The 21,972-nt window shown below is 40.1% G+C and carries 20 protein-coding genes and 1 riboswitch; of the genes, 3 read left to right on the top strand and 17 right to left on the bottom strand.

What is annotated here, in order from left to right; all coding sequences use genetic code 11:
* Positions 1–589: 589 nt before the first annotated feature.
* From IC621_RS19350 to IC621_RS19340, 3 genes are all read right to left on the bottom strand, one after another.
* Entirely contained in the window at positions 590–898 is a 309-nt protein-coding gene (locus tag IC621_RS19350; protein ID WP_191160503.1) for a YerC/YecD family TrpR-related protein, read from the bottom strand.
* A gap of 2 nt (positions 899–900) precedes the next feature.
* Complete coding sequence (locus IC621_RS19345; RefSeq protein WP_191160501.1) at positions 901–1,938, bottom strand: DUF3048 domain-containing protein; 1,038 nt, start codon at positions 1,936–1,938, stop codon at positions 901–903.
* Between the two features lie 141 nt (positions 1,939–2,079).
* Complete coding sequence (locus IC621_RS19340) at positions 2,080–3,813, bottom strand: adenine deaminase C-terminal domain-containing protein (protein ID WP_191160499.1); 1,734 nt, start codon at positions 3,811–3,813, stop codon at positions 2,080–2,082.
* Positions 3,814–3,987: 174 nt separating this feature from the next.
* Here IC621_RS19340 and IC621_RS19335 point away from each other — a divergent pair, with 174 nt between their 5' ends.
* Entirely contained in the window at positions 3,988–4,251 is a 264-nt protein-coding gene (locus IC621_RS19335; RefSeq protein WP_191160497.1) for a YgaP family membrane protein, read from the top strand.
* A gap of 2 nt (positions 4,252–4,253) precedes the next feature.
* Complete coding sequence (locus IC621_RS27225; RefSeq protein WP_396653076.1) at positions 4,254–4,421, top strand: EYxxD motif small membrane protein; 168 nt, start codon at positions 4,254–4,256, stop codon at positions 4,419–4,421.
* Here the strand turns inward: IC621_RS27225 and purD are convergent.
* The 14 genes from purD to IC621_RS19265 all read right to left on the bottom strand — a co-directional run bounded on the left by purD (position 4,402) and on the right by IC621_RS19265 (position 18,509).
* Positions 4,402–5,670 (bottom strand): phosphoribosylamine--glycine ligase, encoded by a 1,269-nt coding sequence (gene purD / locus IC621_RS19330; RefSeq protein WP_191160495.1) that lies wholly within the window; start codon positions 5,668–5,670, stop codon positions 4,402–4,404. The two genes, IC621_RS27225 and purD, sit on opposite strands and share 20 nt — an antisense overlap.
* Positions 5,671–5,935: 265 nt before the next feature.
* Complete coding sequence (gene purH, locus IC621_RS19325; protein ID WP_191160493.1) at positions 5,936–7,474, bottom strand: bifunctional phosphoribosylaminoimidazolecarboxamide formyltransferase/IMP cyclohydrolase; 1,539 nt, start codon at positions 7,472–7,474, stop codon at positions 5,936–5,938.
* Positions 7,471–8,058 carry a phosphoribosylglycinamide formyltransferase gene (purN, locus tag IC621_RS19320; protein WP_191160491.1) on the bottom strand — a complete coding sequence of 196 codons (588 nt, stop codon included), beginning with the start codon at positions 8,056–8,058 and terminating at the stop codon, positions 7,471–7,473. The genes purH and purN overlap by 4 nt, the downstream gene beginning before the upstream one ends.
* A complete protein-coding gene (gene purM / locus IC621_RS19315) occupies positions 8,055–9,098 on the bottom strand; it encodes a phosphoribosylformylglycinamidine cyclo-ligase (RefSeq protein WP_191160489.1) in 1,044 nt (347 codons plus the stop codon). Before purM ends, purN begins: the two co-directional genes overlap by 4 nt.
* A gap of 127 nt (positions 9,099–9,225) precedes the next feature.
* Positions 9,226–10,653, bottom strand: coding sequence for an amidophosphoribosyltransferase (gene purF / locus IC621_RS19310; RefSeq protein ID WP_191160487.1), 1,428 nt, complete (start codon positions 10,651–10,653; stop codon positions 9,226–9,228).
* A complete protein-coding gene (gene purL, locus IC621_RS19305) occupies positions 10,629–12,860 on the bottom strand; it encodes a phosphoribosylformylglycinamidine synthase subunit PurL (protein ID WP_191160485.1) in 2,232 nt (743 codons plus the stop codon). The genes purF and purL overlap by 25 nt, the downstream gene beginning before the upstream one ends.
* Complete coding sequence (gene purQ, locus IC621_RS19300) at positions 12,844–13,527, bottom strand: phosphoribosylformylglycinamidine synthase subunit PurQ (RefSeq protein WP_191160483.1); 684 nt, start codon at positions 13,525–13,527, stop codon at positions 12,844–12,846. Before purQ ends, purL begins: the two co-directional genes overlap by 17 nt.
* Entirely contained in the window at positions 13,524–13,778 is a 255-nt protein-coding gene (purS, locus tag IC621_RS19295) for a phosphoribosylformylglycinamidine synthase subunit PurS (RefSeq protein ID WP_191160481.1), read from the bottom strand. The genes purQ and purS overlap by 4 nt, the downstream gene beginning before the upstream one ends.
* Entirely contained in the window at positions 13,766–14,491 is a 726-nt protein-coding gene (gene purC / locus IC621_RS19290) for a phosphoribosylaminoimidazolesuccinocarboxamide synthase (protein WP_191160581.1), read from the bottom strand. Before purC ends, purS begins: the two co-directional genes overlap by 13 nt.
* Before the next feature lie 102 nt (positions 14,492–14,593).
* On the bottom strand, positions 14,594–15,886 hold the full coding sequence (gene purB, locus IC621_RS19285; RefSeq protein ID WP_191160479.1) for an adenylosuccinate lyase: 1,293 nt from the start codon (positions 15,884–15,886) through the stop codon (positions 14,594–14,596).
* 16 nt (positions 15,887–15,902) lie between these two features.
* Positions 15,903–17,033, bottom strand: coding sequence for a 5-(carboxyamino)imidazole ribonucleotide synthase (gene purK / locus IC621_RS19280; RefSeq protein ID WP_191160579.1), 1,131 nt, complete (start codon positions 17,031–17,033; stop codon positions 15,903–15,905).
* Positions 17,017–17,505: a 5-(carboxyamino)imidazole ribonucleotide mutase gene (gene purE, locus IC621_RS19275; protein WP_191160477.1), complete on the bottom strand. Its 489-nt coding sequence runs from the start codon at positions 17,503–17,505 to the stop codon at positions 17,017–17,019. Before purE ends, purK begins: the two co-directional genes overlap by 17 nt.
* Before the next feature lie 102 nt (positions 17,506–17,607).
* A riboswitch (purine riboswitch) is annotated at positions 17,608–17,709 on the bottom strand.
* A gap of 81 nt (positions 17,710–17,790) precedes the next feature.
* Positions 17,791–17,991: an NETI motif-containing protein gene (locus IC621_RS19270; RefSeq protein WP_191160474.1), complete on the bottom strand. Its 201-nt coding sequence runs from the start codon at positions 17,989–17,991 to the stop codon at positions 17,791–17,793.
* On the bottom strand, positions 17,988–18,509 hold the full coding sequence (locus IC621_RS19265) for a DUF2179 domain-containing protein (RefSeq protein WP_191160577.1): 522 nt from the start codon (positions 18,507–18,509) through the stop codon (positions 17,988–17,990). The genes IC621_RS19270 and IC621_RS19265 overlap by 4 nt, the downstream gene beginning before the upstream one ends.
* Positions 18,510–19,037: 528 nt before the next feature.
* Between IC621_RS19265 and IC621_RS19260 the strand changes: the two genes are divergently transcribed.
* Positions 19,038–20,831 carry a DNA/RNA non-specific endonuclease gene (locus tag IC621_RS19260; RefSeq protein WP_191160472.1) on the top strand — a complete coding sequence of 598 codons (1,794 nt, stop codon included), beginning with the start codon at positions 19,038–19,040 and terminating at the stop codon, positions 20,829–20,831.
* The last annotated feature ends 1,141 nt before the right edge of the window (positions 20,832–21,972 follow it).

Genomic DNA, 21,972 nt, shown 5'->3' with positions numbered 1-21,972 from the left:
AAATGATCTATAAGGCTATTACAGTTATTAGGACTGATGTTTGTGCGTATATTTAGGGTTATTTCTTTAGCTTTTAAAAAACTGGACGATAAATGGCCCTTGCTGGGTAATAAAGGTTTAAATCTTTCGGAATACATTCGTCGGGAGTATTAGGGGGGACGGCTCATATGATGCTCAAATTAGCTATTAATTTTAAAATAGACAGAGGAATTTGCCTTTTTAATTATTTTTTATTCAATATAAGAATAATTCTTTAAAGAATACACTAGAAATTGGAATTGAAAAGTGTTTATCTTCGAAAATTATATACTTATCTTCGAAATTTTAATTATATCTTCGAAAACAATGGAGATATCTTCGAAATTTTCAATATATCGATTATTCGACAAAATTCGTTATTTTCCGATAGTTACACCTGATAGATTAGCTTGAGACTTCCAAACAATAACGTGATAGCTGGACAATAATACCACACTTTAACACGTTAATATTTTTATTTACTTAAACCCCATTTTGCTTTAATACAGGAATGCTTTCTTAACTGACAAAAAAAGAAAGCAACTGTTTCATTGCTTTCTTTTGGATCGTCTTATGATTCTTTTGGATGTTTTTCATACACTCGGTCAAGAGCAAGTTCATAGGCATCGTTACCATAGTTTAAGCAACGCTTTACGCGTGAAATGGTTGCCGTGCTTGCACCAGTTTCCGTTTCAATTTTGTGATATGTGTATCCCTCACGGAGCATTCTTGCTACTTCGAGACGCTGCGCTAAAGATTGAATTTCATTCACAGTACAAAGATCATCGAAAAATCGATAACATTCTTCGAGATCTTTTAGAGATAAAATCGACAGAAACAGTTGATCAAGTTCTTTACCGCGTAATTTATCAATTTGCATGATCATTCTCCTTTAGCTGGTTCTATTGTTATCATACTATAATCGGGAACAATGCATATCCAAGTCATTCCAGGGACGAATTTAACTAGCTCTCCAGCTGAAACAGGAACAATTCGGCCATCACGGTTCTCCCAATTGACACCTTTGGCCCCTCCGCCTTGCAGTAGAAGACCTTGTCCGCCTGATTCCAAATCAATCGTTCTTCGGCCTTGTTGATCTTTAATATCATGATTTGCTTCAACTATAAATACATTCGAAATGAGCACCGGGTCCTTAGTTTCACGGTCAATCGTTTGCTCGCCATTACTAAGTCGTTCATATTTATTCAGAGATTTATTGTATTGATAGGTTGATTCGTATATTTTACTTTTTCCGAACGGAACACTAACTTTATCAACCTTTTCGCCCTCTATTGATGAAAGCTCTTCTTCCGTATAAAATGTAAAAGGTTCAGCAGATCCCTCTGTAGAGATTTCATCTTTTTCTGCACCTTTTAAAATGTTTTTATAGGAGGTATAGGAATTGTGAGGGGCTTTTGCATGATCAGCTCTCCAAAATAATGACCCATCATAAAAAAGGCCGTTTACAAAGTCTGCTTCCCCGCTTTCAAGCTTTTCCTGTGCACCAGGACTCCAGCCATGACTCACGTAGATGGAATTAAATCCTTTGCTCAGGTCCACATAATAATCTCTCGCACTTCGTACGGGTCCAATTATTTCTGGCTGCTTACTTTGATAGATAGCAAGAAATCTGGTAACTTCCCCTTCAGCTAAAACTTCATAAACAACATCTGCTTCATGAAGACCTGATTGGGGCCTTGCCTTTGGATGGTTATTCACCATCACTGCCACTGGTCTTTGGTTGATTTTACCTTCAGCGGCTTCTCCAGATAATGGGTAGAATGCCGCCTCTTCCTCGGTTTCTGTCACGTTTTTTTCTTGTTGCGGCTCTTGCTCTCTCCCGGCTTCTGGGTCTTCATTATTACAGCCATTTAAAAAAATGAATACAAAGGTGAGTAAAAAAACCCAACGCCATTTCATTCCTCATCTACACACCTTTTCTGTGGAAATAAAGGGGAGCTATTGCAACCCAGGAGCTCCACCTTTTATCGGAAATTTAGTTTGTTCTAAAAAAATATCATCAATAAGTTAATTCTAAAAACACTGTTATACTTTCTTATTTTAACGCATTATCGATGGAAAGAGTACCGTTTTTTTCATAACATCATAAATTCCGCTTGGTGTTATGCGAATAAAAGGCAAATGGGTAGATGAAAAAAATAAGAGTGTGTAGATAGCATCCGGGAATTTATATCCCCGCTCTTTTAACAGTTCCTTTAAAATCTTTTCTTTTTCCATCAAAGCTTCATATTTATCAGTTGAGGCAGCCCCTTGAATCTGTAGCGGAATTTCTTGAATTGTCTCTCCATTTTCAACCAATACAATCCCGCCGTTTATTTCTTTTAACCGTTTAAAAGCGTTCAGCATATCATTTTTGTTTTTTCCAATTAACAGGATGTCTCCAGTCGTTGAATAGGAACTGGCTAAGCCTTGAACATGTGTGGCAAAACCTTTAAGCATCGTGTTGATCCGCCAATTTCCGTTACGATCAAACAAGGCTAAATAGCTTTCATCATGATCGGTTGACAGCTGTTCGAGCGAATTGTCAATCGTTAAGGAATAAGGTTCCATGATGACCGAGTTCCTCATTTTCATGCCCATAGGCATCGAAAATTGCAAATCGTCAATTGTCATATCCCAACCTAATGTGAATTCTTCCTCACCCCAATCAAAGTTTGGAAAATTCCCTGTGTCTTCTCCATTTTTTCTTAACCATAACCCGTTTGCAAGTACAGAGATTGGCGCAGGGTTATTTTTGTTTTCCAAAATATTAATATTCGCAAGACGTCCTGGGCCGATCGCTCCGATCAAGTGATCATTTCCATAATATTTCGCAATATTGTATGAACCCATATTATAAGCGTCAATTGCAGGGATTCCTTTTTCAAGAGCTTTTTCGATCAGCTTGTTTGTCATCCCTTCCAGGTAAAAGGACGGTGTAGAGCCATCCGTTGTATAAAACATCGCGTCATAATGGTCAATGCCGCGATCCATCATTTCTTTCAGAAGTTTATCTAAGTCTGGACGGATAGAGGAGTGACGCAAGGAAACATGATACCCCAATGCAAGCCGCTGCAATACTTCTTCTCCTGTCATTGCTTCATGATCACAATCTGCTCCGAAAAGCTTCATTTTTGTCAATGTAGCTTCGGATGCTCCCGGAAAATGGCCTTCAATTCGTTTATGATGACGCTTAGTTTCCTGCATGCGATATAGCATAAGATCATCGCCTGCCAATAATTTAGGCCATCCAGTCAGCTCCCCTCCTTGAATAACCCCTTCATGCTCAATCCATTTCTTCATTAAGTCCGGTGATAAAATTCGGTCTTCTTCTTGTATCTCTGTTTGAAGATCATAACGAAACCACCAATAAAATTGAACAGGAAGCTTATTGAGCTGATCCAATAAAGTAAGCGCTTTCTTTTTGTCGTAATGCAAAAGCAAAAACAGGTTGTCATTAATAAATGTTGTCGTCCCATATTGAGACACATACTTTGCTAACGAATGGGGATTATATAATTGAAATGGATGCACATGCGGTTCAATGTAACCTGGCACTAGAAATCGGCCATCACAGTCAATGACTTCAATGCCCTCCGATAACTCTGGCATCTTCTGACCAACATAGACAATTCGATTTTCATGAATCCATATATGTGCGGACAACCATTTATTTAAATAAGGATTTAAGTATGTTCCGTTTTTTAAAATAAGGGTCGGTGCAGACTTTGACGAAACAACATCAATTTGCTCACGTATTTCTCTGTTTTTCCAACGATATTTTTGTTCGGGCATCTAAACAACCCTCCTTAAGCTGTATATCTTAAGCTATATGTTAACATATGGAACCTATTAACGCATTAAAGTTTGCAAAAATTTCACAAATATAGTTTGGTGCCAAGTTTGGTGCCAGGCACCTTTTTTCAAATTCGGTGCCTGGCACCATCACTCATAAAGGAGGTGTTCTAGATGGTTAGACCAAATATAGGAATTGTGAATGCTCTTATTCGGATTACTGTTGGGCTTACATTGGTAGCATGTGCTGCAGCTAAATATTCGAGAAAGCCATGGAGAGAATCGTTGCTATTGCTTATGATGGCAGGGGCGATGAAGGTTGGAGAGGGAATATTGCGGTTTTGTCCAATCACTTATTTGTTTGAGCAATATCAACAAGATCAGGAATGCTGCGACTTTAACGATGAGGATCAAGCAGAAACTTATAATCCATCATAAAAATGGTGCCAGGCACCAAATTTACAATTTGGTGCCTGGCACCTACCTCATTGATAGGAGATGATAACATGTTATTGGAATATTTTACTGATATGTCGTTTGTGCTGGTTGGTTTGATCGGTAGTATTGTTGCTTTGTTGTTTGTTTATATTAAGAAACGACGTGCTTAATTGCTCGGTGTGCGATGTCATTTCTGTAAAAGAGATTAGGACTTTTTATTTCCTCCACATATTCGTAGGCTTTCTTTTGTGCTTTTTGGATAGTTGCCCCTAAAGCACATGCTGCTAAAACACGTCCGCCATCTGTTACGAATTGTCCGTCAACTGACTTTGTACCTGCATGAAAGACAAGCGCATTTTCATCTTTCACTTTTAATTCCCCGATCGGACTGCCCTTTTGATAATCTCCAGGATATCCATTTGACGCAAGGACTACTCCTACGACAGCTTCGTCCTTCCAGCTTAAATTTACTGTTTTTCCGTCAAGTAATGATAAAAGAACCTCCACTAAATCAGATTCCATTCTCGGAAGAACAACTTGGGTTTCCGGATCTCCGAACCTTGCATTAAACTCAATAACCTTTGGTCCTTCTTTAGTCAGCATAAGACCTGCATACAAAATACCCGTAAATGAAATGCCTTCTTTTGCAAGTGCCTCTACAGTCGGCTGTAAAATGGATTTAATTGACTCTTGCACTACCTCATCACTGATTTGCGGTACAGGAGAGTAGGCTCCCATTCCACCGGTATTCGGTCCTTCATCTCCATCAAATGCACGCTTATGGTCTTGAGCGATCACCATTGGATGAACCTCTGTTCCTTTGACAAATGCCATTAGTGAAAATTCTTCGCCTTCTAAAAACTCTTCAATGACAATTGATTCACTTGCTTGTCCAAACTTCTTATCATTTAAAAACTCATCTACACATTGGAGAGCTTCTTCCATTGTAAGAGCAACGGTTACACCCTTTCCAGCTGCCAACCCGTTTGCTTTAATGACAATCGGAGCTCCCTTTTCCTCTACATAAGCTCTAGCTTCAGCAGAAGAATGGAACGTTTGGTAATCTGCTGTTGGAATATCGTACTTTTTCATTAAGTCCTTTGCAAACTGCTTGCTGCCCTCAATCATGGCTGCTTTTTTATTTGGACCGAACACCTTTAGGCCTGCTTGTTCAAATTCATCCACAATCCCGTTTATTAACGGCACTTCTGGACCAACAATCGTTAAGCCAACATCATTTTCTTTTGCAAAATCAATAAGGCGGGAAAAATCATTTTCATCGATAGGTACTAATGTTGCTGAATCCTTCATACCATCATTTCCTGGAGCAGCAAACACTTTTTCTACCTTCTTGCTCTGCGCAGCCTTCCATGCTATCGTATGTTCGCGTCCGCCTCGCCCGATTACAAGTACATTCATGTTTTCACCCCATTAACGTTTTATCTTTAGAACCGTCAACCGACAGCTCTGATCATCATTCAGAACTGTAATAACCGACTTTTTTATATAAGTAATAATATGCTAATCCGGCAACCCCTGTCTGGCTGCAGTGCCTAGTCCGCCCAAGAACAAAAGGCAAGGCCGGCCTTCCCGGATTGCTCGCCCGAGTACTTCCCTTAGACAGTTCACGGCGCTTCGGCTCTTCCTTACTGCCCTAGAAGCACCGGCCTAATACAATCCTTCATTAATGTTTAAAATGACGCGCTCCTGTAAATACCATGGCAATTCCATGTTCATCTGCTTTGCGGATCGAATCCTCATCTTTAATGGAGCCGCCTGGCTGGATAATCGCTGTTACACCGGCTTTAGCAGCTTCTTCAACTGTATCAGGCATTGGGAAAAAGGCGTCTGATCCCATTGCGCTGCCGTTTGCTTTTTTACCAGCTTGATCAATCGCAATTTTAGCAGCACCTACACGGTTCATCTGTCCTGCGCCAACTCCGATTGTCATTTCATCCCTTGTTAGCACAATCGCATTGGATTTCACATGCTTGACTACCTTCCATGCTAAATCAAGATCCTTCCATTCTTGTTCTGTCGGCACGCGATTCGTTGGAATGGTTACTTCTACATCTTTTAAAGAAAGTGTATCTTCATCCTGAATAAGAAGTCCGCCGTGAATAGAAGTCAACTGCTTTTCTTGCTTAGTTTGTCCAGATGGATCAAGCTCTAGCAAGCGAATATTCTTTTTCGCTTGTAAAATCTCAAGAGCTTCACTTGAATAGGAAGGTGCAATCACAATCTCCAAGAATATTTCATGCAATACTTTAGCAGTTGCCTGGTCTACTTCTCGGTTAAGCGCCACTATTCCGCCAAAAATAGATGTGGAATCAGCTGCATATGCACGTTGAAACGCTTGTTCAATCGTTTCGCCAGTCCCAACACCACAAGGGTTCATGTGCTTAACAGCAACTGCTGCAGGCAAATCAAACTCACGTACAATTTGCAGGGCTGCATCAGCATCTTTAATATTGTTATAAGAAAGTTCTTTTCCATGAAGCTGCTTTGCTTCTGCAATCGAAACGATTGAGGAAATTGGTTTTTTATAGAATGTTGCTTTTTGATGAGGGTTTTCACCATAACGTAAGGATTGTTTCTTTTCAAACGTAACGGTCACACTTTCAGGCTCTTCATCTCCAACGATATTCGTTAAATATTCAGAAATGAGGGCGTCATATGCAGCAGTATGACGGAATACCTTAGCTGCCAAGCTTCGTTTAAAATCAAGAGATACAGAGTTTGTTTCTTTCAATTCATCCAATACTCGTCCGTAATCCGCAGGGTCTACTACTACTGCAACATCTTGATGATTTTTTGCCGCTGATCGCAGCATCGTTGGACCGCCGATATCAATATTTTCTATTGCATCTTCAAACGCCACATTAGGTTTTGAAATTGTTTCTTTGAATGGATATAAATTCACCACTACCAAATCAATCGGCTTGATGCCATTTTCCTCAAGCTGTTTCATATGGCTTGCGTTTTCTCTTACAGCAAGTAATCCGCCATGAATAGAAGGATGCAGGGTTTTCACACGGCCGTCCATTATTTCAGGAAATCCTGTGACTTCTGAAATACCTGTTACCTTCAGCCCATTTTCCTGCAGGAGCTTATGAGTTCCGCCAGTTGAAATAATTTCGACTCCTTGTTCGATTAGACCTTGAACGAAAGGAACCAAGTTTTCTTTGTTTGAAACACTGACTAATGCACGTTTAATTGTCATTTAATTTCACCTCGGAGTTCTTTTTCAAGAAGATTTGCTATCACGTTTGGATAAAGCTCATGCTCCAACCGATGGATGTTTGCTTCTATGTCTTCCAAGCTTTCACCAGGACTCACTTCAATTGCTTTCTGAGCGATAATAGGACCTGTATCCATACCCTCATCGACAAAATGAACGGTTACCCCCGTTACTTTAACACCTGCACGATAGGCTTGCCCTACTGCGTCTTTTCCAGGAAAAGATGGCAATAAAGAAGGATGAATGTTAATAATTCTGTTTGGATAGGCACTTAATAATGTAGGACCTATTAAGCGCATATAGCCAGCTAAAACAATAAAGTCTATTTCATAATGATTTAACTGCTGAGTAATTTCTGTCTCAAATGCTTCTTTAGATGAATAAGCTTTAGGATCAAATGAAAAAGCAGGAATATCTTCGTTTCCAGCCCTTTCTATGACATAAGCATTCAATTTATCACAAACTAATAACTCGACCGAACAATTTAAATTCCCTGCCTTTATATAGTCAACGATTGCCTGAAAGTTAGAACCGTTTCCCGAAGCAAAAATAGCGATTTTCATCATTCCATGGTTCCTCCGCCAAAGCTTACTCCGCTTTGCCCGTTCTTAACACGGCCAATAATAAAAGCTTTTTCTCCGTTTTCTTCTAAAACTTTAATTGTTTGATGGAGGACTTTTTCTTGGACCGCTAATACAAAGCCAACTCCCATATTGAAGACATTGAACATTTCTGCTTTAGAAAGAAGTCCCTTTTTCTCAAGGAATTCGTAAATTTGCGGGATCGGCCATGAGCCAAAGTCTATTTCTGCCTCAAAGCCTTCCGGCAGCATCCGCGGAATGTTTTCAATAAATCCCCCGCCCGTAATGTGCGCCATCCCGTCAATTTTGAAGTTCTTTAACACTTCTAAAACAGGTTTCACATAAATTCTAGTTGGAGTAAGCAATTCATGTCCGAGCTTTTCTTCAAACGGCTGATAGGTTTCTTCTAAATCTAATCCTTGCTCTTCAAGAAGAATTTTTCGTACCAAAGAGAAACCGTTGCTATGAAGCCCGCTTGAAAGCAGGCCAATTAGGATATGGCCTGCTTCAATGTTCTCACCAGTAATCAGATTGTCTTTTTCGACAACTCCAACTGAAAAACCGGCGATGTCATATTCATCCTCATCATAAACGCCAGGCATTTCTGCTGTTTCACCGCCAACTAACGCACAGCCGGCCTGCTCACAGCCATCAGCTACCCCTTTTACAATTTGCTCAATCTTTTCCGGATCAGCTTTCCCTAATGCTAAATAGTCTAAAAAGAAAAGCGGTTCCGCACCTTGTGCAAGGATGTCATTTACACACATGGCAACTGCGTCAACCCCGATTGTATCGTGTTTGTTTGTCATAAAAGCAAGCTTTAGCTTTGTGCCAACACCATCTGTTCCAGAGACTAGAACCGGCTTTTTATAGTTTAATTCTGAAAGATCGAACATCCCTCCAAAACCGCCTAGACCTCCCATAACTCCTGGACGAATCGTTTTGGCCACATGTTTTTTCATCCGGGTAACTGCTTCATAACCTGCTTCAATGTCGACACCTGCTTTTTTGTACGCATTTGACATGAGGATCCTCCTTACAAGCATTTATTTTAAACTCTTTCAAAGAGATGTTGTTTTAATGAAGGCAATCGGTTAATCACCGATTGCTTATAGTCTTACTCTTTAATTTTCGGAAGGGCGAATACTATCTTTATTTATTTAATACCTCTTCCTTCACATGCGGCAGCACTGTATCATCATAAATTTCTGTCGGGTATCTTCCTGTAAAGCAAGCAAGACACTGGCCTTTTAATTCCCCTTCAAATGGTCTGCCGATTCCATTTAATAATCCTTCCACTGTTAAAAAAGAAAGCGTGTCTGCGCCAATAATTTGACGGATCTCTTCTACAGAGTGATTAGAGGCAATAAGCTCTTCGTGAGTCGATGTGTCAATACCGTAAAAGCATGGGTTGCTTATTGGAGGAGAACTGATTTTCACATGCACCTCGGTTGCACCCGCATCCCTTAACATCTGTACGATTCTTTTGCTCGTCGTTCCCCGAACAATGGAATCATCAACCATTACGACACGTTTACCTTCAACAACTCCGCGTACAGCAGATAATTTCATTTTGACTCCTTGCTCTCTAAGAGCTTGGGAAGGCTGAATAAACGTTCTTCCGACATATCTGTTTTTAATAAGTCCGAGCTCATAAGGAATTCCAGAAGCTTCTGCATATCCAATGGCAGCTGAAATACTCGAATCAGGCACACCTGTAATGACATCTGCCTCAACAGGTGATTCCATTGCTAATTGTTTGCCAAGGTTCTTACGGGCAGTATGCACATTAATTCCATCAATATTGCTGTCAGGTCTGGAAAAATATATATATTCCATACTGCACATCGCACGGTTGCTATTTACTGAGAAGCGCTCAGAACGTAAACCATTATCATCGATAATAATCAATTCTCCAGGCTGTACATCACGTTCATGCTTTGCGCCTACTACATCGAATGCACAAGTTTCTGAAGCAACGACATATGCATCACCTAAACGGCCAATCGACAAAGGTCGCAGTCCGTTTGGATCTAGGGCAACCATCAGCTCAGTCTCCGTCATGATGAGAAACGCATAAGCTCCTTTTAGCATAGTCAACGCATTTTTCACTTGATCCTTTAAAAAGTAATGACCGCTTCTTTTAATTAAATGGGCAAGCACTTCTGTATCTGAAGTCGTTTGAAAAATACTTCCTTGATTTTCAAGCTGATGCTTTAACTGGGTGGCATTAACTAAGTTGCCGTTATGAGCAACCGCAAGCCCTCCCATTTGCGAACGGAAAAGAAGCGGCTGAACATTTTCAAATCCGCCTCCGCCAGCAGTTGCATACCGCACATGTCCGATCGCTGCTTTCCCACTGATTGTGTTAAGCTTTCCGTTTTCAAATACTTCTGTTATGAGGCCCTGCCCCTTTACACAAGTCAAATTTTCTCCATCTGTTGATACAATTCCTGCTCCTTCTTGTCCACGATGCTGTAAGCTGTGAAGTCCATAATAGGTGATTTGCGGTGCATCTTGATGCCCCCAAATTCCAAAAACTCCACACTCTTCATTTAATCCTTTGATTTCAGCAAGCATGGGATAGCCCCTTTCCATGCATCTTCAAGAGCTTTAACCGATGCATCTATGATAGTTTCACCAGTTGATTGAGTTATCGTTAATTTTTCATCAGATGTAACTGTTCCAATTAGAGATGCTGAGAAAACAATTGATTCAAATTTTGATTGATGTTCTGGTTTAATTGATACGACAAAACGTGATTGCGATTCACTGAATAAAGCAGTAACTGCGTCACCTTCTATAGCAGCTTTTGCCCCAAGACCTTTCGTTGTCATGAGACTTTCTGCAAGAGCTACACCGAGTCCTCCTTCTGCAATATCATGAGCAGAAGAGACAAGCCCCTGTTGAATAGCTGTTGATAATTGAGACAAATGAGCCTTTTCCGTATCTAAACAAAGCTTTGGTGCTTTTCCGTAAATCTTTCCTTCTGTTAATTTCTGAAGTTCGCTTCCGCCGAATTCTGCCTGTGTTTCTCCGATAACGTAGATTAGATCTCCTGCTTGTTTAAAGTGCTGAGTTGTAATATAGGCTGTATCTTCAATCAAACCAACCATCCCGATAACAGGAGTCGGATACACAGCAGTTCCGTTTGTTTCATTATAGAGGGAAACATTCCCGCCGATAACAGGTGCATTTAATTCCCGGCATGCTTCACTCATACCGTCTGCTGCTTTTTCGATTTGCCAGAAAATTTCAGGCTTTTCAGGATTTCCGAAGTTTAAGCAGTCTGTGATTGCTAGAGGAGTCCCTCCTGAGCAAACGATATTACGGGCTGCTTCTGCTACTGCAATTTTTCCGCCAACCTCAGGATCTAAATATAAATACCTGGAGTTACAATCAGTAGTCATCGCTAATGCTTTATTTGTTCCTCGTACACGAAGCACTGCAGCATCAGAACCTGGAGCAATGACAGTATTTGTACGAACCATGTAATCATATTGATCGTAAACCCATTCTTTACTTGCAATTGTCGGCTGGCTTAGAAGTCTTATAAGGGTGTCCTGAACATCCTCGACATGTGGAGTTTGAACATCCATTTTTTGAAACTCGCGATAATAAGCGGGCTCCGCTGAAGGCTTATGATAAACTGGCGCTTCCTCTGCAAGCGCATCAACCGGCAGCTCAGCAACAACCTCTCCATTGTGGGTAAGTGTCAGCATTTTATCATCTGTTACTGTTCCAACAGAAACTGCATCAAGATCATATTTTTTGAAAATATCAATGATCTCTTGCTCGCGGCCCTTTTCAATAACAAGCAGCATACGTTCCTGAGATTCTGAAAGCATCATTTCGTAAGGAGACATTCCAAGCTCACGCTGCGGAACCAAGTCTAAATTCATCTCCATCCCAGATCCAGCTTTACTTGCCATTTCTGCTGAAGAGCTTGTTAAACCTGCTGCTCCCATATCTTGTATACCTACTAAAGCATCACATTTGATGACTTCTAAGCAAGCTTCAAGCAAAAGCTTTTCCATAAATGGATCGCCAACTTGAACGGCTGGCCGTTTTTCATCAGATTGATCTGTTAATTCTTCAGAAGCAAACGTTGCTCCGTGGATACCGTCACGTCCCGTTTTTGCGCCAACGTACATCACTGTGTTTCCAACGCCTTTTGCCTGGCCCTTTTTAATATCCTCATGATTAATTAAGCCGACGCACATCGCGTTTACAAGCGGATTTCCATCATAGCAAGAGTCAAATTGGATCTCTCCTCCAACTGTTGGAATACCGATACAGTTTCCATAGCCTGCAATCCCGGCCACTACTTCTTCAAACAAATACTTCACTCGGGGTGAAGTTAATTCACCAAAACGCAGCGAATTTAAGATCGCGATAGGACGGGCACCCATTGAGAAAACGTCACGAATGATTCCTCCTACACCTGTTGCCGCTCCTTGATATGGTTCAATTGCAGACGGATGATTGTGGGATTCAATTTTGAACACAACCGCTTGGTTATCACCAATATCCACGATTCCAGCGCCCTCACCAGGTCCTTGCAGCACCTTCTCTCCTGTTATAGGGAATTTTTTCAGAACAGGCTTTGAATTTTTATAGCTGCAGTGCTCTGACCACATCACGGAAAAAATACCGATTTCTGTATAGTTTGGCAACCGACCAAGAATATTTTCAATCATTGAAAACTCTTCGTCACTGACACCCATTTGTTGATAAATTTTTTCTGTTTTGATCTGTTCTGAACTTGGTTCAAGCAGTAGTGACATGAGATTCCCTCCAGTTTTTCACAATCGATTGAAATAACTTCAAGCCATCGGCACTGCCTAACAGTTCATCCACTGCACGTTCTGGGTGAGGCATCATACCGAGCACATTTCCCCGCTCATTTATAATTCCTGCGATATCTAGCAAGCTTCCATTCGGGTTATCCTTGTAGGTAAATACGATTTGATTGTTTTTTTCTAATTTGTCATATGTTTCTTGGTCACAATAATAATTTCCTTCACCATGGGCAATTGGAATGGTGATCGTTTCGTTGTTTGAATAAGAGCTAGTAAACACTGTGTTTGCATTTTGAACAACTAATTCAACCTGGCGGCACATAAACTTTAGGTTTTGATTACGTTTCATCGCACCCGGCAAAAGGCCAATTTCCAGTAAAATTTGAAATCCATTACAAACTCCTAATATTGGTTTTCCTTGTTCAGCAGCTTTCTTTACTTCCTTCATTACATTTGCAAAACCTGCAATCGCACCTGAACGTAAATAATCACCATAAGAAAAGCCGCCTGGTAATAAAATACCATCAAATCGGCTTAAATCTGTTTCATCATGCCACACATATTCTACTTCTTCTCCAAGTTCATCCTGCACAGCATGAAACATATCAATGTCACAGTTTGAACCTGGAAAAACGATCACTGCGAATTTCACTGTGCGACAACCTCCTCAACTTCATAGCGGTAATCTTCAATAACTGTGTTAGCAAGCAGCTTTTCACACATTTCTTTAACAACGGTGTTTAGTTCACGATCTGACTTCTCAATCAAAAGCTCCATATATTTTCCGATTCGAACATCTTCAACTTCTTTATAATTCATGCTGTGCAGCGCATTTTTCACAGCGCTCCCTTGCGGATCTAAAACACTTTCTCTTAGCGTTACATACACCTTTACTTTGTACATGCGTCATTTCCCCCTAATCGAGTTAAGATTTCTTCATATGCTTCTGTTAAACTCCCTAAATCACGGCGAAAAACATCTTTATCGAATTTCTGATTTGTTTTTTCATCCCACAGGCGGCAAGTATCTGGAGAGATTTCATCTGCTAAAAGCAATGTTCCCTCTTCTGTTAAGCCAAATTCCAGCTTAAAATCAATTAAACGGATCCCACAATCAGTGAAATGACTGATTAGTACTTCATTCACTTTTAAAGCAGCTTGCTTCATTTCTTTAATTTGTCCTGGATCAGCTGCTTTTAAAACCGCGATATGGTCTTCTGTAATAAGCGGGTCACCTAAATCATCGTTTTTGTAATAGAACTCAACGATCGGCTGCTCTAAAGCAGTACCTTCTTCTAATCCAATTCTTTTTGCTAAGCTTCCAGCAATTACATTTCGTACTACGACTTCTAAAGGAACAATCGAAACCTTGCGTACTAGCTGATCTGTTTCTGACAGCCTCTTCTCAAAATGATTATTTACGCCTGCTTCTTTAAGCTTTGAAAAAAGCAAACTGGAAATTTCGTTATTTAATCGGCCTTTTCCTGAAATCGTTGCTTTCTTTTCACCGTTAAAAGCTGTAGCAGAATCTTTATATGACACATAGAAAAGCTGATCATCGTTTGTTCGGAAAATCTTTTTGGCTTTTCCTTCGTAAAGCAGTTCACCTTTTTCAATCATCTAGGGAGCCTCCTAAATCAGATTATTGGGTATAATGGAAAGCAGAAGCGCCCCTTCTTGGAGAAACGGCGCTATCATTTTGCTTGAAAAGCTCGTGGCTTAAAGTCCAAGCCGATCAAAAATCACATCGACATTTTTCAAGTGGTAATTATAATCAAAGCAATCTTCTATTTTTTCTTTGGAAAGACGGGCAGTAATTGCCTCTTCTCCTTCTACAAGCTCTCTAAATGGAACCTGCTTTTCCCACGCCTCCATCGCTTTAGGCTGAACAAGATCGTAAGCTTCTTCTCTTGTCATACCTGTATCAATGAGTGCAAGCAGTACCCGTTGAGAGTAGATGAGACCTAATGTCCGGTCCATATTTCGTTTCATGTTTTCCGGGAATACAGTCAGGTTTTTCACAATGTTTCCAAAACGGTTTAACATATAATTCAAAGCAATCGTTGCATCAGGAAGAATAATCCGTTCTGCAGAAGAATGGGATATATCTCGCTCATGCCATAATGGAACATTTTCATAGGCAGTTAACATATGTCCGCGAATCACGCGTGCTAACCCAGTCATGTTTTCTGATCCAATTGGATTGCGTTTATGCGGCATAGCAGAAGAACCCTTTTGTCCCTTTGCAAAAAACTCTTCTACTTCTCTTGTCTCACTTTTTTGAAGCCCGCGAATTTCCACAGCGAATTTTTCAATAGATGTCGCAATTAAAGCCAGCGTTCCCATATAATCGGCATGGCGGTCGCGCTGCAAAGTTTGTGTAGAAATAGGTGCCGGGCTTATTCCAAGCTTTTCACAAACATAGCTTTCAACAAATGGATCAATGTTTGCATAAGTTCCAACCGCACCTGAAATTTTCCCGACTTCAATCCCTTCTTTTGCCCGCTTGAAACGCTCAAGGTTTCTTTTCATCTCTTCATACCAAAGGGCAAGCTTTAAACCAAATGTTGTCGGTTCAGCATGAACCCCGTGTGTACGCCCCATCATGACTGTGTACTTATGCTCCCCGGCTTTTACTTTTAAAATCTCTACGAAATTCTCAATGTCTTTTAAAAGAATATCATTAGCTTGTTTGAGCAAATAGGATAATGCGGTATCCACTACGTCAGTAGATGTTAATCCATAATGAACCCATTTTCGCTCTTCACCGAGAGTTTCAGAAACCGCTCTTGTAAACGCAACGACATCATGTCTTGTTTCTTTTTCGATTTCGTTAATACGGTTTACATCAAAAGATGCAGACTCCCTGATCTTCTTTACATCTTCTTTTGGAATATCACCAAGCTCTGCCCATGCCTCACACGCCAAAATTTCAACCTCAAGCCAAGCTTGGAAACGATTTTGCTCTGTCCATATCGCTCCCATTTCAGGTCTTGTATAACGTTCAATCATTTGTCATCCTCCGTTCTTAGTTGACCCCAAAGAGTTCATTTATCTTTTTCTCTGTTTGTTCAATCGCTTCAGTTAAAAAAGTCATATGCCCCATTTTGCGATTTGTTTTTGCCTCTTTTTTACCGTACAAGTATAACTTCGCATCCTTTAAGAGGGAAAAATTCTCTTCAAGTATGTTAAGATCCTGGCCAAGAAGATTCACCATCACACCCGTTTGCAGAAGGGCAGTAGACCCTAAAGGCAGTCCGCATACCGCACGAACATGCTGTTCAAATTGACTGGTGATGCTTAAATCAAGACTGTAATGCCCTGAGTTATGCGGTCTTGGAGCTAACTCATTTATAAAAATCTCATTTTCCTTTGTTAAAAACATCTCAACCGCAAGTGTTCCAACCAAATCCATCTTATTTGCTAATTGAATCGCCATCTGTTCTGCTTCTTCTGCAACTTCTGTTTGGATTCTTGCAGGCAGAATGCTTTGATAAAGAATATTGTTCCTATGAATATTTTCTGCAACAGGAAACGTTTTAGTCTCCCCATTACTGCTTCTAGTTACAATGACAGAAATTTCTTTATCAAAAGGAAGCCATTTTTCTAAAACACACTCACCTGATTTCAGCAGATCTTGTGCATTCACTTGATCTTCTATTGTTTTCAATACATATTGGCCTTTTCCGTCATAACCGCCTCTGCAAGTTTTTAAAACGGATGGCAGACCAATTTTTTGAATCGCAGCAGTGAGCTCTTCCTGAGATCGAACTACTTGGTAAGGGACGACCCTGCAGCCAGCATTTGTGATTGCTTGCTTCTCTGTTTTTCTGTCTTGCGTTTGCAGCAGCAATTGGCTCCCTTGAGGAAGGTACGTATTCTTTTCGATCCAGCGCAATGCTTCATAATCAATATTTTCAAATTCATAAGTGATCACATCGCTGACATCAGCCAGCCTCTTAATTCCCTCTAAATCATGGAAAGGAGAGGTTATCTCAATATCTGACACCTGACCGCAAGGGGAATCTGGAGTAGGGTCAAGAACAGCAACGTTATACCCCATGTTTTTAGCTGCAATCGCCATAAACCGCCCTAACTGGCCGCCGCCTATGATTCCAATCGTACTTCCTGGTGATATCTGTCTATTCAAGTAAATCACTGCTTTCAAGAACTTTTTCTTTTAATAACTCTCTTCTCGTTTCTAACCGTTCTGCTAGTTCAGAGTCCGTTGTTGATAAAATTTGGGCTGATAATAGACCTGCATTTGTTGCGCCTGCTTTTCCAATTGCCACAGTTGCAACTGGAACTCCGCCTGGCATTTGAACAATCGATAATAGAGAATCAAGCCCATTTAATGCCTTAGATTGAACAGGCACGCCGATAACAGGCAGCGTTGTCTTCGCCGCAACCATTCCAGGCAAATGAGCAGCTCCCCCAGCACCCGCAACAATTACTTTCAGCCCTCTTGTACGTGCTTTCTCAGCGTATTCAAACATATAATCAGGTGTCCTATGTGCAGACACTACTTTTTTCTCATAAGGAACTTCAAGCTCTTCTAATATATCGCAAGCATGTTTCATCGTTTCCCAGTCTGATGTACTACCCATAATTATTCCAACAAGAGGCTTCATGATATCCCACCTTTTCAGCATAAAAAATGCCCGAATTTGTATTGCTGCTAAGAGAAAGCAATACAAACCAGGCATAGAAATGTCCTAGTGACATCCTAATGACAGGTTGATTCCTTCCCTCATAGTCCAATAATTTACGGTTATCGGGTAGAAACTTTTGGGCCATATTCCCAACTATATATGAGGAACCGTTTCATAAATCTATCCTTATCTTAGCAAGAAATCTTACAAGATGTCAATCAAAAATCGAACAATTTTAGGTGTGTGTTTTTGATTGTTCGTATTTTACAGCAATTTCCCTTCAAAAATGATCTTTCTTCCAACAGGAACTATTTGTATCTTCCCATCCTCCTTGACTTCTTGAAAAATAGGTTCTTCCATTCTTCTAGTTGGAGAATATCCTTCATTTTTCATGCGTTCTAAACATTGACTAATCGTTTCACTCTCTTCAACTTCAAATTTTCGTTTTGCAGGCTTTTTACTCATACTTTAATCTTCCTTTTCCTAACCGCTTTAACCCAGAAGCCGCCGTGTATGCTTTTTGGTTCATAAGAGATGATAAATGCCTTTGAATCGATATCTTTAATCGTTTCGTAAAGCTGGAGTTCATATTTCCGTGGAGTTAGAATTTGAAGTGCAGTGCGTGCACCTTCTAATCCGCCTGCTGCCCATGTCGTAACTCCATATCCTTTTTCACGAAGCATCCTTGGCAAATCCCGGTCTATTTCTTGCGTAATCACATTAACAGTGATATATCCTAAAGCTAATTTCTCTTCTATTTTCATACCTACGATAACGCCGATACCATAACCAACTGCATAGGCTGCTAAATTTTGAATCTGATTAAGGTTATCTAATACAAGGCCTAACCCCACCACATATATCACAACTTCAATTGTACTAATTAAGGCTGCTAAATAACGTTGACCCTTAAGCGTTAAAATCATTCGAATCGTAAAGAAAGACACATAAACAATATTAATGAGAAGAATGATGATAACCATTGTTATACTATTTTGAAGCAATGAAACTCCCCCTTAAAATTCCACTATAAAACAGTTCAAATTTTACTAGAGATTGAAAATGGTTACAATGGTTCATCTAATCTTTTTTGGAAAAAATATTTAGTTGTAGTTACTTTTTCCTGTCCTTGATTTTTCTATCCAAAATCAGACCCGCCACTCCCATCCTACGAGCCAAAACTCCCAACATTCCATCCAGGTTTATGTTGCACAATCATAAATCTTGAAAGGCGGCTGAAGCCAATTAAGACAGCCAACTCAGCTTTTTTGCAGCTTGTTGTAGAGCAAAATAATAAATTTTTTATAAAAAATGAGCACACAGTAAGTAGTTTTCTAATAAGTGCAATTTTATAATGTAATTAATTCTTGCTAATGACATGCAAGAGAATTTTCATAATCGTAATTGGTGTTACGCCGATTGCTTTTAGTCTCCCATCCCATCATTTTTTTGGGGAGATTATCGTTGTTCCAATGGTAACAAATTTTGTAATAAAACCAAGGAGGGCAAACATGTCTTTTATTCGCTTTGACGCAATTCGCAATGAAGTGACCAATGACCAAGAGCAGCAGGCTTTAAGGCGTTATGTCGATCGCTCAGATGAACGAGACGGTATGAATCAAGAGCTGCAAGCGAAAAACCCTTTTGAAGTAGATTCGCCAGAACGGGCTGCTTTCCGAAAAGCCACCATTAACCCTAGGGATGGATATTCGATAGAGCGCATTATCGGCCAAGATAATCTGTTTCCGACATCCTATCTTGAAGCTGGAGTTAAAGCGGCTAAATCTGTTTGCAGGATCGAGGTTCGGGACCGTATCGGAAGGGTGCTCGGATATGGGACCGGCTTTCTAGTTTCTCCTTCCCTGCTGCTTACAAATAATCATATTTTAAAAAACGAAGTGACGGCAGAACATTGCCTTGCCCAATTTAATTATGAGCATGACCTTAACCTAAGAGAGCGCCAAATGAAAAGCTTCCGTTTATCGCCAAAGCGCTTCTTTATGACAAACACGAAGCTGGATTTTACATTAGTTGCATTGGAGGAGCTTTCTGAAGACAAAACGAATTTGAGCGACTTTGGCTTTTTACCTCTCTTCCCTCCATCTGGAAAAGGATTAGTAGGAGAATTCGTTTCCGTTATTCAACATCCTTCTGGGGCACCTAAAGCTTTAGCTATTAGAGATAGTAAGATTATTGACGTGTTTGATGATTATATCCATTATTCAGCAGATACATTGGAAGGTTCTTCTGGGTCTCCAGTATTTAATGATGAATGGACTGTCGTTGCTCTCCATCACGCAGGTGTTCCAGACCCTAAAGACGAAACAAACTATATCGCCAATGAAGGTACACGCGTAAGTAGTATCGTTCAATTTGTACAAAGTGAACAACCAAAGTTAAGCAAAGATAAGAAAAAGTTAATAGATGAATTGCTAAAGACCCAAGCTTCTGAGGAGCCAGCAGGGGAAGAAATCCTTGTTAAAGAATTAAGCCTTGAATGGTATGAGGGCTCAACAGGACACGACCCTGCTTTTTTAGGAAATTCATTTGAAGTCCCTTTTCCGGCATTTCGAAAAGACCTTGAAAATGACATTACACCAGTGGAGAGCGGTGAAAATATTCTCCATTATACTCACTTTTCAGCGGTAATGAGCAAATCTCGCCGTTTGGCCTTCTATACAGTAGTCGATATTGACGGAAATCAGCTGAGAGATATTAAACGAGGAAATGATAGGTGGTATTACGATCCGCGAATTCCAAGAGACCTGCAATGCGGTGAAGAGCTGTATAAAAACAATGATATTGATAGGGGCCACCTGGTTCGCAGACGAGATCCAGTCTGGGGAGACTCGGCAGAAGAAGCAAACGAAGACACATTCCACTTTACTAATTGTTCTCCTCAGCATAAAGATTTCAATCAAAAAACCTGGCTTGACCTGGAAGATTATCTGTTAAACAATGCCGAAAACGGCAAGTATAAAGTGACAGTCTTTACAGGCCCCATCTTTCGGAACGATGACGTAACGTACAGAGGAGTTCAAATACCGGCAGAATTCTGGAAAATTGCCGCCATGGTTAAGGATGACGGCAGCCGATCAGCAACCGCCTACTTACAATCCCAGAAAAACCTTGTTGACGATCTAGAACTTGCTAACAATGAATATAAAACTTACCAAGTTCCACTCATAAAAATTGAAGAGTTAACCGGTCTTGACTTTGGAGATTTACGGAAATATGATCCTGTCAGTCATTTAGAAGCTACAGTTAGCTATGTCATTCAGGCTGCAGAGGATATTCGACTCTGACGGAATCTACCTCTTTTTAACAGAGGATGCTGAAAAAGTATCATCGAAGATTTTCATAGTACTCAAAAAATAAAAGAAGCAAATAACTTCTATGTAGTAGGTCATTTGCTTCTTTTTCTCTTTTAACGGACTATCTTTGTATCCTCCTCTTTAGCAGAGGAGCTTTTAGTTATTAGCGGATCTTTTATAAAAATGATTTGAGACAGACTGATCGGATAATCCCATCGAGAAGCAAATTACTTTTGTCGACCACAGCGTTTCATAAACTTATTTGAAAATGGATAAAAATAAAGAGGGATCGCTTGTTATTAGGAAAGTTCTTGAGCAAATAATTGATTGTTAGAACACGGAACCATTGAATATTTTTTAACACTTCTCATGATTTTCATATTTACTTGCCTTAAATCCTCATTATTGTCCTGGAGTCCCTGCTTTCTTGCCCAATGCGGAAATTTATTGTCCTATTCTTCAAATTTAGTGTCTTATTTTTGGGATTTACTTGCCAAGTAAGTGATATTACTTTCCGCCAATCCACGATATTAGCCGGAAAGTGTCTATATTGGCTTGGCGGGTAAATACGAAAGTTGCATGGAACCTGGCAGGCCTCTTGAACTTCCTATTCCATACTATTAAGAAAATGTAATCTTTTGGCTTAAGCACATGGGCGGGCTGGGGAGGAAAATTGTTCTTTAACCATCTTATAACATATAGTTATTCTTTTATGAATGGGATTTGGGGATGAAAGGAGAAAGTATCAAAGGATAGCTGATAATTTTGAGTAATTTTCTGTTTTTGTCATCATTCTATCCCTCCAAATTTGATTTTCATGGGGGAAAGCGCCTTCATAAAGGGGTTCTGTGGAAAAATGACGCGAAGAGCGGAATGGAAAACAAGTTATCTTCGAAAATGAACCCTTTATCTTCGAAATTTTTAATATATCTTCGAAAACCACAGATTTATCTTCGAAAATTCCCAAATATCGATTGTTCGACAAAATTCTCTATTTTTCGATAGATAATCCGAATTGTGGTGGGTGGCTTCGATGACCTTTTATCCTTGTTATCCATTTAAAACTTTCTGAAACAAAAAAAGAACAGCACTCAGCTGTTCTTTTCCTTATGAACCTGGCGACGTCCTACTC

The sequence above is a fragment of the Metabacillus arenae genome (assembly GCF_014773385.1).
Taxonomy (GTDB): domain Bacteria; phylum Bacillota; class Bacilli; order Bacillales; family Bacillaceae; genus Metabacillus_D; species Metabacillus_D arenae.
This window is presented reverse-complemented; position numbering and strand designations above follow the sequence as displayed.

Coding starts and splice junctions, on each gene's coding strand:
- IC621_RS19350 (WP_191160503.1), bottom strand. CDS start 898: ATGCAAATTGATAAATTACGCGGTAAAGAACTTGATCAACTGTTTCTG.
- IC621_RS19345 (WP_191160501.1), bottom strand. CDS start 1,938: ATGAAATGGCGTTGGGTTTTTTTACTCACCTTTGTATTCATTTTTTTA.
- IC621_RS19340 (WP_191160499.1), bottom strand. CDS start 3,813: ATGCCCGAACAAAAATATCGTTGGAAAAACAGAGAAATACGTGAGCAA.
- IC621_RS19335 (WP_191160497.1), top strand. CDS start 3,988: ATGGTTAGACCAAATATAGGAATTGTGAATGCTCTTATTCGGATTACT.
- IC621_RS27225 (WP_396653076.1), top strand. CDS start 4,254: ATGGTGCCAGGCACCAAATTTACAATTTGGTGCCTGGCACCTACCTCA.
- purD (WP_191160495.1), bottom strand. CDS start 5,670: ATGAATGTACTTGTAATCGGGCGAGGCGGACGCGAACATACGATAGCA.
- purH (WP_191160493.1), bottom strand. CDS start 7,474: ATGACAATTAAACGTGCATTAGTCAGTGTTTCAAACAAAGAAAACTTG.
- purN (WP_191160491.1), bottom strand. CDS start 8,058: ATGATGAAAATCGCTATTTTTGCTTCGGGAAACGGTTCTAACTTTCAG.
- purM (WP_191160489.1), bottom strand. CDS start 9,098: ATGTCAAATGCGTACAAAAAAGCAGGTGTCGACATTGAAGCAGGTTAT.
- purF (WP_191160487.1), bottom strand. CDS start 10,653: ATGCTTGCTGAAATCAAAGGATTAAATGAAGAGTGTGGAGTTTTTGGA.
- purL (WP_191160485.1), bottom strand. CDS start 12,860: ATGTCACTACTGCTTGAACCAAGTTCAGAACAGATCAAAACAGAAAAA.
- purS (WP_191160481.1), bottom strand. CDS start 13,778: ATGTACAAAGTAAAGGTGTATGTAACGCTAAGAGAAAGTGTTTTAGAT.
- purB (WP_191160479.1), bottom strand. CDS start 15,886: ATGATTGAACGTTATACAAGACCTGAAATGGGAGCGATATGGACAGAG.
- purE (WP_191160477.1), bottom strand. CDS start 17,505: ATGAAGCCTCTTGTTGGAATAATTATGGGTAGTACATCAGACTGGGAA.
- IC621_RS19270 (WP_191160474.1), bottom strand. CDS start 17,991: ATGAGTAAAAAGCCTGCAAAACGAAAATTTGAAGTTGAAGAGAGTGAA.
- IC621_RS19265 (WP_191160577.1), bottom strand. CDS start 18,509: ATGGTTATCATCATTCTTCTCATTAATATTGTTTATGTGTCTTTCTTT.
- IC621_RS19260 (WP_191160472.1), top strand. CDS start 19,038: ATGTCTTTTATTCGCTTTGACGCAATTCGCAATGAAGTGACCAATGAC.